The organism is Listeria swaminathanii (assembly GCF_014229645.1).
Lineage (GTDB): Bacteria > Bacillota > Bacilli > Lactobacillales > Listeriaceae > Listeria > Listeria swaminathanii.
On sequence record NZ_JAATOD010000004.1, the window covers coordinates 40,521 to 57,465 of the forward strand.

Sequence of the window (16,945 nt, forward strand, 5' to 3'; positions counted from 1 at the left end):
AGGTAATTGAAAAAACGGGGAGAGCATATGATGAAGCGATTAATAATTTTGGCGCTGCTTTTCGTGTTTCTGTGCGTCGCAATCTATATTCTCTACGACTTTCAACTTGGATCGATCCCAATTCTTTTAATGGCCATCCTATTCTTTTACATCGGATATAAAATAGTCAAGAAGAATTGATGTAATTAAGAAAATTTAGGTTGTACTTGCCAGAAATAACATGTAAAATAGTGAAGTTGGGCTGAACGAAAAAATAACAGCTAAATAAATTGGAATTACGATAGAAAGGGCGTGCCAGTTTTGGATTTAAAGAACTTAACGCAAGAAGAACGTAGTGAACTGTCTTTAATTGATGTTGCACATTTTATTTTGGAACAACGGAAAGAAACTATTCTTTTCCCTGAATTAGTGAAAGAGATTCAAGCGTTCCTAGGTTTGAAAGATGCTGAAATAAGGGAGCGTCTTGTTCAATTTTATACAGATATGAATATTGATGGTAACTTTATTTCATTAGGAAACAACATGTGGGGACTTCGTGCATGGTATCCAATGGATGCAATTGATGAAGAAGTTCAAACACAAACTACTCCTAAGAAAAAACGTAAATCAGACGAAGATGACGATGAAGATGAAGAAATCTTGGATGATGACGTGGACTACGATGATGAAGAAATCGTGGAAGAACTTGGTGAAGAAGAAATCTCTCTTGCTGACGTCTTGCTTGACGAAGAGGAAGATGACGATGATCACTTACCAGACGGAATCGAAGGCGATTTAGCTACTGTAGAAGATGACTATTCTGATGGCGATTATACAGAAGACCCAGAAGATAAATAATAACTAAATTTTAATCAGATAGACACACCCATTTTTATGGAAAAGTGTCTATCTGATTTTTTTTAACGTACTTAATGGATTGATGGCGGTTTCAAAAAATAAAGACTTGACTTCTATCGCTATCATTAGTAGTATTTTATTTGGGCTCCCTTTTATAGGGACGGATATTTATGAGAATCGACGCTCCCTTACTTTTATAAAGTAGGCGGAGTGTTTTTTATTTTGGTTTACAAAATACTTGAAATTGTGATTGATACGTTAGAAAGATAATCACAATATTGTTTTATCTGGCAATTTCCCACCCCAGCAGGAAAATCGTCAGAACCCTGCAAGTTTTTCATTTCAGGAAGGAGTAGATTTTTTTAACATGACAAAGTATATTTTCGTTACAGGTGGCGTAGTTTCGTCAATCGGAAAAGGAATCACAGCAGCATCACTAGGACGTTTGCTGAAAAATCGTGGGCTTAGTGTTACAATTCAAAAGTTTGATCCATACATCAACGTGGACCCAGGAACAATGAGTCCATACCAACACGGGGAAGTTTATGTAACGGATGATGGTGCAGAAACAGACTTGGATCTTGGCCATTACGAACGTTTTATCGATATTAACTTAAATAAATACAGCAACGTGACAACTGGTAAAGTTTACTCAGAGGTTATTAAAAAAGAACGTCGCGGGGATTACTTAGGTGGAACTGTGCAAGTTATTCCACACATTACAAACGAATTAAAAGATCGTGTTTTCCGTGCAGCTCGCATGACTAATTCAGATATTATTATCACTGAAATTGGTGGAACTGTTGGTGACATCGAATCATTACCATTCTTAGAAGCAATTCGTCAAATTAAAGGGGATGTTGGTGCGGAAAACGTACTTTATATCCACACAACTTTAATTCCCTACATCAAAGCAGCTGGCGAAATGAAAACAAAACCAACACAACATAGTGTAAAAGAACTTCGCAGCCTAGGAATTCAACCAAACATTATCGTTGTTCGTACAGAGCAACCAGTTTCACAAGAAATGAAAGACAAGATTGCGCTATTTTGTGATATTAAAGCTTCTGAGGTTATTGAATCTCGTGATGAAGAAACACTTTATAACGTACCACTTTCTTTACAAAAACAAAAAATGGATGATATCGTCCTTGAACACTTGCAATTAGAAGCACCACAAGCTGAAATGACTGATTGGAAAAACCTAGTACACCGCGTGAAAAATCTTTCCAAAAAAGTTCGTATTGGTTTAGTTGGTAAATATGTTTCCTTGCAAGATGCTTACCTTTCTGTAGCAGAAGCACTTCGTCATGCAGGATATGACCATGATGCAGAAATCGAAATCGACTGGATTGATTCTGAGAAAGTAACAAAAGAAAACGTTGCTGAGATCATGAAAGACGTTGATGGTATCTTAGTTCCTGGTGGTTTCGGCGACCGTGCTATTGAAGGTAAAATTGCTGCTATCGAGTATGCGCGCGTAAATAAAGTACCTTATTTCGGTATTTGTTTAGGTATGCAACTGGCAACTGTTGAATTTGCCCGCAATGTTCTTGGGCTTGAAGGAGCGCATTCCGCAGAAATCGAACCAGAAACAAACCACAACATCATTGACTTATTACCAGAACAAAAAAATATCGAAAACATGGGTGGAACGCTTCGTCTTGGCTTGTATCCAGCGCGTATTAAGCAAGGAACAAAAGCGGAGGCTGCTTATGGTACAACTCTTGTAGAAGAGCGTCACCGTCATCGTTATGAGTTTAATAACGAATATAGAGAACAAATGGAAGAAGCTGGCATGATTGTTTCTGCAACAAGCCCAGATGGTCGTTTAGTTGAAGTAGTTGAACTAATTGATCACCCTTGGTTCGTCGCTTGTCAATATCACCCAGAATTCATTTCCCGTCCAAACCGTCCACAAAGCTTGTTCAAAGATTTTGTTGGCGCAGCACTTAACAATAAATAAGACAATAAAAAACTCCCAGCCGAGTGTGGCTGGGAGTTTTTTTAATTATTTAGTAGCACTAAGGTTAGAAGCTTTCGTCCAACCAATAAAAGTAGTACTTGTTCTTATACGATACCAAAGTTGTCCTTCGACAGTTGCTTGGCTATCGACAGTTAATTTTTCATTTTTGTATGTTGCTAAAGTGCCCCATTTAACATCGGCATCCACTACTGGAACCTTATAGTACGCTTCGCCAGTTTTGCTTGGGATGACGTAACGCGTTAAATTAGTCGGTGTTTCCATGCTTTGTTTGTAGAACGTATCAAGTGGACGAGTGTCAACCCAACCAATTACTTTGCCATCAATACTAAATTGATACCAAGTAGTGATTGGCGTTTTAGCTTCGCGCAAGATACGCATGTTTTTGCCAGCATAGACAGACAGTTGGTTAACTAGAGTAGCACCTTCTGTTTTGTAAGGTTTCGTCCAAACGGCATTACCCGGTGCAGTTTTAACTCTCGCATAAGCAGTTACGCCTTTATCATACTCGATTGGATCAAATGGAGACGTAGCTGTTAAGTTCGCAGCTTTCGTCCAACCAATAAAAGTAGATCCTGCGCTCACGCGATACCAAAGTTGTCCCTCAACAGTTGCTTGTTTGTCAACGGTTAATTTTTCGTTTTTATAAGTGGCTAAAGTGCCCCATTTAACGTCGGCATCGGCTACTGGAACTTTATAGTAGGCTTCACTGGCTTTATTTGCCACAACGTAACGCGTTAGATTAGCAGGCGTTTCCATGCTTTGTTTGTAGAAGGTATCGAGTGCGCGTGTGTCAACCCAACCAATCGTTTTGCCATCAATGCTAAATTGATACCAAGTTGTAATTGGTGTTTTGGCTTCGCGCAAGATACGCATATTTTTACCAGCATAGACAGAAAGTTGATTAACTAAATTAGCGCCTTCTGTTTTATAAGGTTTCGTCCAAACGGCATTACCTGGAGCAGTTTTAACTCTCGCATAAGCAGTTACGCCTTTATCGTATTCAATTTTATCGAAAGGAGAAGTAGCTGTTAAGTTCGCGGCTTTCGTCCAGCCAATAAAAGTGGATCCTGCACTCACGCGGTACCAAAGTTGTCCTTCAACAGTTGCTTGTTTGTCAACGGTTAATTTTTCGTTTTTATAAGTGGATAAAGAGCCCCATTTAACATCAGCATCAGCTACTGGAACTTTATAGTAGGATTCGCTGGCTTTATTTGGCACGACGTAACGTGTTAGATTGGCAGGTGTTTCCATGCTTTGTTTGTAGAATGTATCAAGTGCACGTGTGTCAACCCAACCAATTGTTTTGCCATCAATGCTAAATTGATACCAAGTAGTGATTGGTGTTTTGGCTTCGCGCAAGATACGCATGTTTTTGCCAACATACGAAGATAGTGGATTTACAAGTTTTGCGCCTTCTGTTTTGTAAGGTTTCGTCCAAACAGCATTATAAGGTGCAGTTTTTACTCTTGCATAAGCAGTTACGCCTTTATCATATTCGATTTTGTCATAAGTGACTTTGCTTGCTTGAATAGCGTTATATTTTTCGTTAATCAATGTCACAAAACTATTGAAGTTATAGCCCCATTGATTGAAATAAGAAACAGGGTCAGTGTGCGTTGTTCCACCAAGATAACGTGTAACCGAATCATGAGACCAAACAGTTCCTTTGCCATCATTATGCGCGCTATCAACTGGAAGATTATATTGATCTAACAGATAAGCTGCGTAATAGGCGTAGTTATTAATAGAACGAGCGAATTCGTCAAATGTTTTCGAACGAACTAATTCGACTTGGATAAAGCGAGAATTGGCATATTGACCGGCTCCCCAAACCCCATTCTCAGTTGGATGAATTTGAATAATACGAGATTTATCTACAAATGAATGAACGAAAGCATTATTGTAGTTTCTACTCATATAACTAATCTCACCTGTAATAGTAGAAGAATTATTTGCAGTTTCATGAATGACTATTCCTTCAGGTTTCCCGTAACCATTACGGTAATTAAATTTAGGAAATTGACTTTGTAATTGTTTTTCTATAGATGCGCTTGAAAATTTGTTTGATTTAATATAGGAATTAACGTCAGGATATCCTGTTGTTGCACGAAGTAATGGCACAGAGTTAAGTGCGCTATTAGTTCCATCTTCAAAGCCGTCATGTTCTTCCGTAGCAGTTCCGTCCCTAACTCCTTGGGGAATATAGATGGATTGATCATCTACACTTTGCACGGTTTCCGTGGAAGCTGCACTTGCTTTCTCTGTAATCATGGTAGCGGACGCGCCAATAAAAGCAAGGCTTGTAAAAACAACCGCCGATTTTACTAATTTTTTCAAAGTTTAAATCCTCTCCTAACTACACTACTTTCAATAAGAAATAAAATTATTCTACACTAATTATGACAATACGTGAAGTCGTAGTCAATGGCTATAAGCAACAATGAACCTAATTGCACATGTTTTTTAATGTAAAAGTAATATAATTTCAAAATGGTACACAAAATGTAATTTTAACGAAGTAGAGATATGTGTTTTGTAATAGGTAAAAAGACTCTAAATAAAGGATTTCTCCTTTTTCGGTCAAACAAGTTGACATCAAGAAGCCAAAATAGGAAACTAAAAATATCTATAGGAAAGAGGGAGCGGCAATTTGCAGAAGAAAGCAATGATAGTATACAATCCGGCAGCAGGGAAAAATAAATTTCGAAAATTACTTCCAGATGCAGAAAAAATTTTAACAGAAGCAGATTTTGAAGTAACTTTAGTCCCGTCAACTAAAGCACCAAAGAGCACGACAAAAATTGCACAACAAGCGGCTGAGGCAGGTTATGATGTCGTGATTGCTGCAGGTGGCGATGGCACAGTGAATGAAGTCGTCAACGGTTTAATGCAAGTGGAAAAAAGACCGAAACTAGGAATTCTACCAGTAGGCACAACGAACGATTATGCCAGAGCATTAAATGTGGCTAAAGATCCACTCGAAGCGCTTCAGATTATTGCTAAACAAGAAACGATTCAGGTAGACATTGGAAAAGCTAACGAAACCGAATTTTTTATTAATAATGCAGCAGGCGGAAGAATCACAGAAATAACGTACGCTGTAAAAGAATCGATGAAATCCAAATGGGGAAGATTAGCGTATCTTTTCAGTGGACTTACAGTACTTCCGAAATTATCACCAGTGAGTGTGGAAATTGCCTACAATGAGGAAGTTTTCAAAGGTGAAATTCTGTTGTTTTTCGTAAATAAATCGAATTCAGTTGGCGGGATGGAAACACTCTGTCCACCAGCAGAATTAAACAGCGGTATGTTCGAACTTTTAATTTTAAAAAAGGTGTCGCCTAAAAAATTATTTCAACTTTTTGCTTCCATAAAAAAAGGAACGCATTTAAGTAGTCCGGATGTCATTCATGTGCGCACCGATAAAGTAGTGATAAAAAGTGAGGCAGATTTAAATGTAAGTTACGACGGTGTATATGGTGGGAAAGCCACGTATACATTAGAGGTAATCCCGGAAGCATTAGAAGTATTTGCCGATGAAAAACGAATTTCAGACCGTCTTAGAGGCTAAAGCGTTTACACCAGAAAATTTTCTGGTTTTTATGGTAAATTCATCACAAATCTGTTATCATATGTTTGTTAGGGGAAAATAGCTGCCACTATTTTTCACGGCGGAAATTCAAATCTTAGGGGAAATCAAAAATGGTTTTCCTAAATTCCTGAGGGAGGAAATTGTATTATGCCTATCGTTAACATGACAGACATGCTGAAAAAAGCATTAGCTGGAAAATATGCTGTTGGTCAATTCAACATCAACAACCTTGAATGGACTCAAGCTATTTTGAAAGCTGCAGAAGCAGAAAAAGCACCAGTTATTTTAGGAGTTTCTGAAGGAGCTGCTAAATACATGGGAGGATTCAAAACAGTTGTAAAAATGACTGAAGGACTTGTAGAAGACCTGAAAATCACTGTACCTGTTGCGATTCACCTTGATCATGGTTCAAGTTTTGATTCTTGTAAAGCGGCTATCGATGCAGGATTTTCTTCTGTAATGATCGACGGCTCTCACCACCCAATCGACGAAAACATTGAAATGACTAAAAAAGTTGTTGATTACGCGCATGCTAAAGGCGTATCTGTTGAAGCTGAAATTGGAACTGTTGGTGGAGACGAAGACGGAGTTACTGGTGGAATCAACTATGCTGATCCACAAGAATGTTTACGTGTAGTTAAAGAAGCTAACATTGATGCACTTGCTGCAGCATTAGGTTCTGTACACGGTCCTTACCACGGCGAACCTGTTCTTGGTTTTGACGAAATGAAAGAAATCTCCGAACTTACAGGTGCTCCACTTGTACTTCACGGCGGTTCTGGAATTCCTGAACACCAAGTTAAAAAAGCAATTGAACTAGGTCACAGCAAAATCAACGTTAACACTGAATGCCAAATCGTTTGGACTGCAGCTGTTCGCGAAAAATTAGCTACTGATGACAAAGTTTATGATCCACGTAAAGTAATCGGCCCTGGTGTGGACGCGATTATCAAAACTGTTTCAGAAAAAATTCAAGAGTTTGGTTCTAACGGTAAAGCGTAAGACAAACTTTATGATGATATAAAAAATAACTGGTAGGATCACTTGTTGATTTTGCCAGTTATTTTTTATGTGTATCTTAGGGGCATTTATAGAAGGAATTTAATTATCGTTATGAGGGCGAATATGGTATGATAACTATAGCTTTCATTTAATAGAACGAATCAATCCAAATTTCCCGATAAAAAATCATGCTTCAGGCGCATGTTTTATCAATTTGAATGAGTCATAATATAGTTAGTTGCGTAATACGACTTACTAGAGTTATGTTATAATAATATATTAAATGATGAATGAACCAACGAGGAAGAGAGTAGGCGATAGTAATGAATATAGGGATTTTTACGGATACCTACAGTCCGCAAATTAGCGGTGTAGCTACATCGATAATGATTATGGAAAACGAACTAAGAAAACAAGGGCACACTGTATATATATTTACGACAACCGATCCGAACGCTGATAGAGAAAGCGAAGAGGGGCGTGTGTTTCGTTTGCCAAGTATTCCGTTTGTCTTTTTTCCAGAACGTCGCGTAGCAATTGCTGGAATGAATAAGTTTATTAAGCTAGTAGGTCGCTTGGACTTAGATATTATTCACACACATACGGAGTTTTCTTTAGGTCTATTAGGTAAGCGAATTGCTAAAAAATATCATATTCCTTCTATTCATACTTACCACACAATGTATGTCGATTATTTGCATTATATTGCGAAAGGTAAAATTTTAACACCGTCAATGGTGGGGAAAATGACCAAATCATTTTGTGATAGCTATGATGCGATAATTACTCCGACAGCAAAAGTTAGACATCACTTAGAAGAACAAGGTATCCACAAATTAATGTATACAGTTCCAACAGGCACAGATATTTCATCGTTCGCGCCGGTTGAGAAACAGCGAATTCTAGACTTGAAAAAATCACTTGGAATCGGAACAGAAGATCCAGTGATACTTTCGCTCGGAAGAATTGCTCATGAAAAAAATATTGATGCGATTATTAACGCAATGCCAGAAGTCCTACAAACGAAACCAACAGCCAAACTTGTTATTGTTGGCGATGGACCGGTACGTAAAGACTTAGAAAAATTAGTAGAAGAAAAACATTTAGAAGCGCATGTTATTTTCACCGGAGCAGTTGACTGGGAAAATATTAGTTTATATTACCAATTAGGAGATCTCTTTGTGAGTGCATCAACGACAGAAACGCAAGGATTAACCTATGCAGAAGCAATGGCGGCATCTTTACCAGTCGTTGCTAAACGTGATGAAAGCATTGAAGGATTTTTAAGTGACCGAGAAACGGCCTTTTTATTCGATGAAGATTATGAGCTTGCAAGTCTATTAATTAAAATACTTTCAGATAAAAATACAGCAACATTAGTAGCGTCAAACGGTAGAGTAAAAGTAGAATCCATTTCGGCGGATCAATTTGGCATCAACATTGAATCTACATATAATGAAATTCGTGAAATTTATCGAGTAAAGCGACAAAATGGCACGATAAAAGTAAAACCAACATTAATAAAAAGTAAAATAGCATCACAAGTATTTTCACTATCATCTTCTACGCATGTTCAAAGGAAAGAGAGGTCATCGCGGCGTGATTAAGTTGACAATGCTATCTTCGGCAGAAAAAGTAAAAGGACAAGGTGTAGCATCGGCTTACCGCGAACTTGTGAACTTGCTAGAAGAAAGAGATATAAATGAAATTGATATGAAGATTAATAGTTTTGAGAAATCGGATATCACGCATTACCATACCGTTGATTTCCGTTTTTTTCTTTCGACTTTTTTTAAGAAGAAACGAGGCGTTCGGGTTGGATATGTTCATTTTTTGCCCGAAACAATGGAAGGTAGTTTGAAGCTACCTTGGATTGCCCGGGTTGTTTTTTATAAGTATTTGATTGGTTTTTATAAGCGTATGGATGAAATCGTTGTGGTTAATCCATCTTTTATACCGAAACTAACTGCTTATAATATCCCTGAAGAAAAAATCCATTATATCCCAAATTTCGTTTCCAAAAAGAGCTTTTTTCCGATTTCTCAGGCAGAAAAACAACTGGCTCGCGAGAAATATGGAATTCCTGCTGATAAATTCACGGTGATTGGCATTGGGCAAGTACAGCATCGTAAAGGCGTGCTTGATTTTATCGAAGTAGCGAAAAAACTTCCCGATGTTCAATTTGTTTGGGCGGGTGGATTTTCTTTTGGGAAAATTACTTCTGGCTACGAGGAATTGAAAAAAATCTATGATAATCCACCGAGTAATGTGAAATTCATTGGGATTGTAGATCGTTCGGAAATGAATGCTTGTATTAATATGGCCGATGTATTCTTTATGCCTTCTTACAATGAGCTGTTTCCGATGGCGATTTTGGAAGCGATGAGTTCGGATGTTCCGATATTACTACGGAATTTGGATTTATATGAAGAAATTTTAGACGGTTATTATGTGAAAGAAATGGATAATGCCGGGTTCATTCGGGCTATCGAACGTTTAGAACATGATGCGAATTATTATAATGAAATGTTGCAAGCAGCGAAACGCGGGGCAGCTTATTATTCCGAAGATCGCCTTGCTAAAATATGGTTGGACTTTTATCAAGGTTTACTAACGAAGGAGTGAAAGTTATGAGTGGAGGCGCGAAGAAAAATCTATTTAATATTGCGATTGTATTAGCGATTAGTATCGGCTTCATTATTTGGCAATTTCAAGGCGTAGATATCTCCACTTTTTTCGCTTCGATGTTAAAAGTGAACCCTTGGTGGCTCCTCGCGGCATTTGCTGCGATGTTTATTTACTGGTTTTTAGAAGCGGTCGTTTTACAAACGGCATCTAAACCAGCGAATAAAGAGCAACGGTTCTTTTCGTCTTTTCGGATTACGATGATTGGCCAATTTTTTAATACAATTACTCCGATGTCAACTGGTGGGCAACCGGCGCAACTTGTGATGTTAACGAAGCAAGGCATGGATGCGGGACGAGGCAGCTCAGTTTTACTCGTGAAATTCATTATTTATCAAGCGATGGTTGTGCTGAACTTTTTAGTTATTTTGATTTTTGGTATCCATTATTTAATGACGGGTGTGACACAACTGAAATTCCTTGTTTTACTTGGTTTTGGTGTCCATGTCATCGTTATCGCGGCCCTTATTTTAGTAGGTAGAAGCCAAAAATTCACGACAAAATTAGTCCATGTCTTACTCGTACCGACGCGACTATTTATGAAAAAGGAAAAAGTAGCTAATTTAAGAAATATGCTAGATGAAAAAATTGTTACTTTCCACGAAGAAAGTAGTCGGATTGGGAAAGATTGGAAATTAATTGTGCGTTGCTGTTTTTACACGACGTTACAACTTTGGATTTATTTTTCTATTCCGTTCTTTATTTTACAAGCAATTGGTGTCACAGGAATTGGGCTGTATATGGCGATTACGTATCACGCATTTATTATTATGTTTGCGACGGTCATGCCAACTCCGGGCGGCGCGGGTGGTGCTGAGTATACTTTCACCCTGCTATTCGGGATGTTACTTGGACCAGCCAAATTACTAATGGCACTCGTTTTATGGCGAATTATTACCTATTATAGCTGCATTGTTTTTGGTGCTGGAGCCTTGTTAATTAAAGATACAGCATCCCAGAAAATCAAGCCGCATATCGAAGCGCTCGCAAAAGCACCAGTTAAAAATTTACCACAATAATAAAAAGCTTGGGGGCACACTGTTCCCGGCTTTTTTTAGAGAAAGCATCTTGCAAAGTAAAACAAATTAATGGATAATGAAAAAGTATGACAAGCTTCAGGAAAGAAGGGTACATTTGTGACGGATAAACTGATTATTCAAGGCGGAAAAAAATTAACTGGCACTTTGCAAGTTGATGGTGCAAAAAATAGTGCGGTGGCCTTGATTCCAGCTGCAATTTTGGCGGAGTCTGAAGTAGTTTTAGAAGGGTTACCAGATATTTCGGATGTATATACACTTTATGATATTTTAGAAGAACTTGGCGGCACAGTTCGCTATGATAATAAAACAGCAGTTATTGATCCAACAGATATGATTTCGATGCCACTTCCATCAGGAAATGTGAAGAAATTACGCGCGTCTTATTATTTAATGGGTGCAATGTTAGGTCGATTTAAAAAAGCAGTTATTGGTCTTCCGGGTGGTTGCTATTTAGGGCCACGTCCCATTGACCAACATATTAAAGGCTTCGAAGCTCTAGGCGCAAAAGTAACTAACGAACAAGGTGCGATTTATTTGCGTGCCGATGAACTAAAAGGTGCGCGGATTTACTTAGACGTTGTAAGTGTAGGCGCTACAATTAATATTATGCTAGCAGCTGTTCGTGCAAAAGGAAAAACAATTATCGAAAATGCAGCTAAAGAACCGGAAATCATTGATGTTGCCACACTTTTAACAAATATGGGCGCAATTATTAAAGGTGCTGGAACAGATACTATTCGCATTACTGGGGTAGATCATCTGCATGGTTGCCATCACACAATTATTCCGGATCGAATCGAAGCAGGAACATTCATGGTGCTTGCAGCGGCTTCTGGTAAAGGTGTGCGAATCGAAAATGTTATTCCGACCCACTTAGAAGGAATCATTGCTAAACTTACAGAAATGGGCGTTCCGATGGATATAGAAGAAGATGCTATTTTTGTAGGAGAAGTAGAAAAAGTGAAAAAGGTAGATATTAAAACATATGCTTATCCAGGTTTTCCAACGGATTTGCAACAGCCGCTAACCGCACTTTTAACACGCGCGGAAGGTAGTAGCGTTATTACGGATACAATTTATCCAAGCCGTTTTAAACATATTGCGGAAATCGAGCGAATGGGCGGGAAGTTTAAATTAGAAGGCAGATCAGCAGTCATAAGTGGGCCTGTAAAGCTACAAGGTTCTAAAGTTACAGCGACCGATTTACGTGCTGGCGCTGCGCTAGTTATTGCCGGTCTTTTAGCTGACGGAGAAACAGAAATTCATGGCGTAGAACACATTGAACGTGGTTACAGTAAAATTATTGAAAAACTGTCTGCTATTGGAGCCGATATAACTCGTAGCAATGCAGCAGAAACGAAATTATAAAAATCTGAGGCTGGAGCGAATCAAGTCGTTTCAGCTTTCCCTCAAATTCCCTCCATTGCAATTTATTCCTATTACTATTTATTAACTCAAAAAGGTGGTCCATACATGGCTAAACTGTCCATTGCATACTTAGAAAGTTTAACAATTAAAGAAATCTACGCTTTAGCAAAAGAACATAAAATTGCGTATTACAGCAAACTAACAAAACGAGAATTGATTTTTGCTTTATTAAAATCAAATGCAGAAAAAGAAGGATTTTTCTTCATGGAAGGTGTACTAGAAATTATTCCAAATGAAGGTTTCGGCTTTTTGCGCCCAATCAATTATTCGTCTAGCTCAGAAGATATTTACATTTCCGCGTCCCAAATTAGACGTTTTGAGTTAAGAACTGGGGATAAAGTTTCTGGGAAAGTTCGTCCTCCGAAAGAAAACGAACGTTATTTTGGCTTGCTTCATGTTGAAGCTGTAAATGGAGAAAATCCGGAAGTTGCGAAAGAAAGAGTACATTTTCCAGGGTTAACGCCACTTTATCCAGATCGTCAAATTCATTTAGAAACGGGAAAAAATCCGATTTCAACTAGGACGATTGATTTGATTTCACCAATTGGATTTGGGCAACGTGGACTTATCGTAGCGCCACCAAAAGCGGGGAAAACCGTATTGCTCAAAGAAATTGCTAATGCGATTACGACGAATCACCCGGATTCCGAATTGATTGTCTTGTTAATTGATGAGCGTCCGGAAGAAGTAACGGATATTGAACGTTCTGTAAAAGCAGATGTTGTCAGTTCCACATTTGATGAGGTGCCAGAGAATCATATTAAAGTGGCAGAACTAGTACTTGAACGCGCGATGCGTCTAGTCGAACAAAAGCGTGATGTAGTTATTTTAATGGATAGCATTACACGACTAGCTAGAGCCTACAATCTAGTTATTCCGCCAAGTGGTCGTACACTTTCTGGCGGTATTGATCCAGCTGCTTTCCACAGACCTAAGCGTTTCTTTGGAGCTGCTCGAAATATTGAAGAAGGCGGAAGTTTAACAATCCTTGCCACGGCTTTAGTTGATACAGGCTCACGTATGGACGATGTTATTTACGAAGAATTCAAAGGAACTGGAAACATGGAATTGCATCTTGATCGCCAACTTGCAGAACGCCGCGTCTTCCCAGCGATTGATATGCGCCGCTCCGGAACACGAAAAGAAGAATTGCTACTATCCAAAGATCGCCTAGAACAACTTTGGAAAATCCGTAAAGCAATGCCAAAACAAAGCGACGGACTTGAGATTTCAGAACGTTTCGTACGCTATTTAAAGAAAACGGAAAATAACGAAGCTTTTTATGAATTATTGCAAGAAGAGATGTTTAAAAAATAAAGAGAAGCTGTACTTTTCTTATTAATTTTGATACTATCGTTTGTAGAGTAATTATTGAAATCACTAGAAGGAGAAAGATAATGAAACTAATTACAATATCTGTTCCTGCATATAATGAGCAAGAATCTATTGTTACATTATATGAAACGGTTGTGAATGTAATGGAGTCCATTAAGGATAAATATACATTCGAATTGCTATTTATCAATGATGGAAGTAAAGATAATACATTGGAAATAGTAAAGCAACTGCATAATAAAGATGAACGAGTAGGTTTTGTGGATTTATCAAGAAATTACGGGAAAGAAATAGCAATGGCAGCGGGATTCGATTATGCAAAAGGGGATGCCGTCATTACGATGGATGCGGACTTACAACATCCACCTGAATTAATCGTAGAAATGGTCGAGCTATGGGAACTAGGGTATGAAGATGTTTATGCAAGACGGAATAAAAGACCAGGAGAAAATTGGTTAAAAAAAGCAACCTCTAAATATTATTATAAAATGCTACAAAAAGTAACAAAAACGCCGGTTCTTCCAGATACAGGCGATTTTCGTTTGCTTGATAGACGATGTGTAGATGCTATCAAAAAGCTAAGAGAAACACAGCGCTATACAAAAGGATTATATAATTGGATCGGATTTAAAAAAGTAGAAGTAACTTTTGATGCTGCGCCAAGACATGCCGGTGAAACTAAATGGAATTACCGAGCTTTGATTAATTTGGCTCTTGAAGGAATTACTTCTTATACCACTTTACCGCTAAGATTATCAACGGTTGCTGGATTTACAATATCAATCGGTACATTTATATATTTAATTTATATACTGATTAAAACCTTAATTGTAGGTTCTAGCACTAGTGGCTTCCCTACCTTGATGATAACTATACTATTTTTAGGTGGAATTCAGTTAACTAGTATTGGGATTATCGGTGAATATTTAGGAAGAATTTTTAATGAAGTCAAGAAACGTCCGCTTTATTTTGTAGAAGAATACAACGGAGAGAAAGAAGATGTCAAATGAGTAGAGTAAGGCAATTACTAGATAAATTACCGTGGTATACAGATAGCATACATAGCATTTTAATGTATTTAATTATGGGTGGATTTACCACCTTGATTAATATCGTGACTTTTTGGTTATGTACTGATTTATTAAATTGGGATTACCGAATTGCAAATACAATAGCATGGGTAGCATCTGTATTGTTCGCCTATTTTTCTAATAAAAAGTATGTTTTTGATAGCTATACTCCCACATGGAAAGAAAAAGCGAGAGAAGTTTCTTCGTTCTTTGGTTTTAGATTTTTAACATATATAGTTGATTTCTTCGTAATGATCCTATTAATTAGTGGACTAGGAATAAATGAACTATGGGCAAAAATTTGGACGAATGTAATTGTATTAGTATTGAATTATGTATTTAGTAAGTGGATTATTTTTAGAGTGAGAAAATAAAGGGATGTGTATCTATGATAAATAGCATAAAAAAAGATGGCGTTAAAATTGGGATTTTTAGTTTTATTATTTTTTTGTTTTACTTGTATCTGTCTTATTGTACGCCATTAACCCATGATGACTGGACTTGGGGAATTAGACTTGGAATGAATCGATTCTATGATGGATTTAAAGATTATAATGGACGTTATTTTGGGAATATTTGTGAGTTAATTATTACGAGGGTTGATTGGTTCCGTATCCTAATTATGGGTGTGTTTGGTGCTGCAATTGTAGTATTACCACTTTTAATTGCCAAAACAGCAAAGTTAACTATCGGTTTCCTTAGCTTATTCTTAATGTTAGGTGTAACTAGCGATATGTTTTCTTCTACATTCGCATGGGCAGCTGGTTTTGCTAATTATAATACAGCGACTATTTGTATTTTAGTATATTTATTAATTATAAAAAATATCTTCTATGAGAAGACACCTAAGTATTCTATTTGGCTACTAATATTCGCCGTTCCACTTGGTATTGGTTCTCAATTATTTGTTGAACATGCAACAATTTACAATGTGTTTGCGGGCGCTTTTGTTATCATTTATAGCTTCATGAAATTTAGAAAGTTTTTTGCTTTCCATATCGTATATCTTGTATCAGCGCTTATCGGAGCGGTTATCATGTTTTCCAATGGTGCTTATGTAAAAATATTCACTGGTGCAGATAATTACCGGACTATCGATACGGACATGGGGATTTTTGAGAAGATCTATTCTATTTTCTCTACCAGCATGTATAAATTTTTAATTATGAATAATATTATTTTAAACTTTGTATTAGCTGTTTTTTGTATTTTCCTTCTTGTGAAGATCGGGAAGAACTTACCAACTTGGAAAATATGGGTGAAAAATATTTTCATCGCAATCTTGACAATTTATCCTTTCTACCGACCATTTATTGTTGATAGAATGCAATTAAGCATTTTTACAGATGTGGCAAAAACTTCTGAATTCGAAGCTTGGATTTCGTTATTATTTTATTTAACTATCCTGTTTACGATTATCTTATTCTTCAAGAAGAGTTCTTTAAAAGTAGAGCTTAGTTTCTACCTAATATCTGCCGTGTTTATTGCGGGGCCACTGTTCTTTGTCACACCTTTTGGCTCAAGATGCTTTATCCTTTCTTATGCATTTTTCGTGTTATTTATTGTTCGCCTGCTTGTTTACCTTGTAGATGAAGAGTTTATAAATTTAAAAGCTATTAGTATTCCGATAATCACGCTGGCGCTAACGTTAGTGTTTGCCTACAGTGTCATTTTTGCTCAAATAAAAATTTCTGATAATGAAAGAATGGATAGTATCCAACAGCAAATAGATGAAGGGAAAAAAGTGGTAACAGTTAAGCCGCTAAAACATGAGAAATTCTTATGGAATAGTAAATTAATGATCCCTGGTTTCCAAGCAGATAATTTCAAGATTTTCTTCAATTTACCTAAAGATGTACAACTTAAAAACGCACCTGAGAAATAAAGTCTGGTGCATAAAGTAATCTTTAACAAATGGATGCAAAAATAATCTTGCTTGTTTGCTTTAACATTGTTATAATATCTATAC

General features: G+C 37.3%; 13 protein-coding genes. 12 read left to right on the forward strand and 1 reads right to left on the reverse strand.

Annotation, left to right across the window (positions count from 1 at the left end):
- Nucleotides 1–300: 300 nt before the first annotated feature.
- Together rpoE and pyrG are read left to right on the forward strand one after the other, a co-directional pair.
- Nucleotides 301–837 (forward strand): DNA-directed RNA polymerase subunit delta, encoded by a 537-nt coding sequence (gene rpoE, locus HCX62_RS11470; protein ID WP_185639163.1) that lies wholly within the window; start codon nucleotides 301–303, stop codon nucleotides 835–837.
- 367 nt (nucleotides 838–1,204) lie between these two features.
- Nucleotides 1,205–2,803, forward strand: a complete 1,599-nt coding sequence (gene pyrG / locus HCX62_RS11475; RefSeq protein WP_185503234.1) for a CTP synthase — start codon at nucleotides 1,205–1,207, stop codon at nucleotides 2,801–2,803.
- Between the two features lie 45 nt (nucleotides 2,804–2,848).
- Here pyrG and HCX62_RS11480 read toward each other — a convergent pair whose 3' ends face one another.
- Complete coding sequence (locus HCX62_RS11480; RefSeq protein ID WP_185639164.1) at nucleotides 2,849–5,161, reverse strand: GW domain-containing glycosaminoglycan-binding protein; 2,313 nt, start codon at nucleotides 5,159–5,161, stop codon at nucleotides 2,849–2,851.
- A 313-nt stretch (nucleotides 5,162–5,474) separates the two neighbouring features.
- Here HCX62_RS11480 and HCX62_RS11485 point away from each other — a divergent pair, with 313 nt between their 5' ends.
- The 10 genes from HCX62_RS11485 to HCX62_RS11530 all read left to right on the forward strand — a co-directional run bounded on the left by HCX62_RS11485 (nucleotide 5,475) and on the right by HCX62_RS11530 (nucleotide 16,861).
- Complete coding sequence (locus HCX62_RS11485; protein ID WP_185639165.1) at nucleotides 5,475–6,395, forward strand: diacylglycerol kinase family lipid kinase; 921 nt, start codon at nucleotides 5,475–5,477, stop codon at nucleotides 6,393–6,395.
- Between the two features lie 168 nt (nucleotides 6,396–6,563).
- Nucleotides 6,564–7,418: a class II fructose-1,6-bisphosphate aldolase gene (fba, locus tag HCX62_RS11490; protein WP_185504608.1), complete on the forward strand. Its 855-nt coding sequence runs from the start codon at nucleotides 6,564–6,566 to the stop codon at nucleotides 7,416–7,418.
- Nucleotides 7,419–7,741: 323 nt separating this feature from the next.
- Nucleotides 7,742–9,025 (forward strand): glycosyltransferase family 4 protein, encoded by a 1,284-nt coding sequence (locus HCX62_RS11495; protein WP_185639166.1) that lies wholly within the window; start codon nucleotides 7,742–7,744, stop codon nucleotides 9,023–9,025.
- The gene (locus tag HCX62_RS11500; protein WP_185639167.1) at nucleotides 9,018–10,043 is read left to right on the forward strand and encodes a glycosyltransferase family 4 protein; all 1,026 of its coding nucleotides are present in this window, start codon (nucleotides 9,018–9,020) and stop codon (nucleotides 10,041–10,043) included. Before HCX62_RS11495 ends, HCX62_RS11500 begins: the two co-directional genes overlap by 8 nt.
- 5 nt (nucleotides 10,044–10,048) lie before the next feature.
- Nucleotides 10,049–11,122, forward strand: a complete 1,074-nt coding sequence (locus tag HCX62_RS11505) for a lysylphosphatidylglycerol synthase transmembrane domain-containing protein (RefSeq protein WP_185639168.1) — start codon at nucleotides 10,049–10,051, stop codon at nucleotides 11,120–11,122.
- Between the two features lie 117 nt (nucleotides 11,123–11,239).
- The gene (gene murA / locus HCX62_RS11510; RefSeq protein WP_185639169.1) at nucleotides 11,240–12,511 is read left to right on the forward strand and encodes a UDP-N-acetylglucosamine 1-carboxyvinyltransferase; all 1,272 of its coding nucleotides are present in this window, start codon (nucleotides 11,240–11,242) and stop codon (nucleotides 12,509–12,511) included.
- A gap of 105 nt (nucleotides 12,512–12,616) precedes the next feature.
- Nucleotides 12,617–13,888 carry a transcription termination factor Rho gene (gene rho / locus HCX62_RS11515; RefSeq protein ID WP_008948787.1) on the forward strand — a complete coding sequence of 424 codons (1,272 nt, stop codon included), beginning with the start codon at nucleotides 12,617–12,619 and terminating at the stop codon, nucleotides 13,886–13,888.
- An 80-nt stretch (nucleotides 13,889–13,968) separates the two neighbouring features.
- Nucleotides 13,969–14,916: a glycosyltransferase family 2 protein gene (locus tag HCX62_RS11520; RefSeq protein ID WP_185639170.1), complete on the forward strand. Its 948-nt coding sequence runs from the start codon at nucleotides 13,969–13,971 to the stop codon at nucleotides 14,914–14,916.
- Complete coding sequence (gtcA, locus tag HCX62_RS11525; protein ID WP_185639171.1) at nucleotides 14,913–15,350, forward strand: cell wall teichoic acid glycosylation protein GtcA; 438 nt, start codon at nucleotides 14,913–14,915, stop codon at nucleotides 15,348–15,350. Before HCX62_RS11520 ends, gtcA begins: the two co-directional genes overlap by 4 nt.
- Nucleotides 15,351–15,364: 14 nt before the next feature.
- A complete protein-coding gene (locus HCX62_RS11530; protein ID WP_185639172.1) occupies nucleotides 15,365–16,861 on the forward strand; it encodes a DUF6056 family protein in 1,497 nt (498 codons plus the stop codon).
- Nucleotides 16,862–16,945 lie beyond the last annotated feature (84 nt).

Excerpts from the sequence above, each read along its gene's own strand:
- pyrG (WP_185503234.1), top strand. The coding sequence starts at position 1,205 with ATGACAAAGTATATTTTCGTTACAGGTGGCGTAGTTTCGTCAATCGGA.
- fba (WP_185504608.1), top strand. The coding sequence starts at position 6,564 with ATGCCTATCGTTAACATGACAGACATGCTGAAAAAAGCATTAGCTGGA.
- HCX62_RS11495 (WP_185639166.1), top strand. The coding sequence starts at position 7,742 with ATGAATATAGGGATTTTTACGGATACCTACAGTCCGCAAATTAGCGGT.
- HCX62_RS11505 (WP_185639168.1), top strand. The coding sequence starts at position 10,049 with ATGAGTGGAGGCGCGAAGAAAAATCTATTTAATATTGCGATTGTATTA.
- rho (WP_008948787.1), top strand. The coding sequence starts at position 12,617 with ATGGCTAAACTGTCCATTGCATACTTAGAAAGTTTAACAATTAAAGAA.
- HCX62_RS11520 (WP_185639170.1), top strand. The coding sequence starts at position 13,969 with ATGAAACTAATTACAATATCTGTTCCTGCATATAATGAGCAAGAATCT.
- gtcA (WP_185639171.1), top strand. The coding sequence starts at position 14,913 with ATGAGTAGAGTAAGGCAATTACTAGATAAATTACCGTGGTATACAGAT.
- HCX62_RS11530 (WP_185639172.1), top strand. The coding sequence starts at position 15,365 with ATGATAAATAGCATAAAAAAAGATGGCGTTAAAATTGGGATTTTTAGT.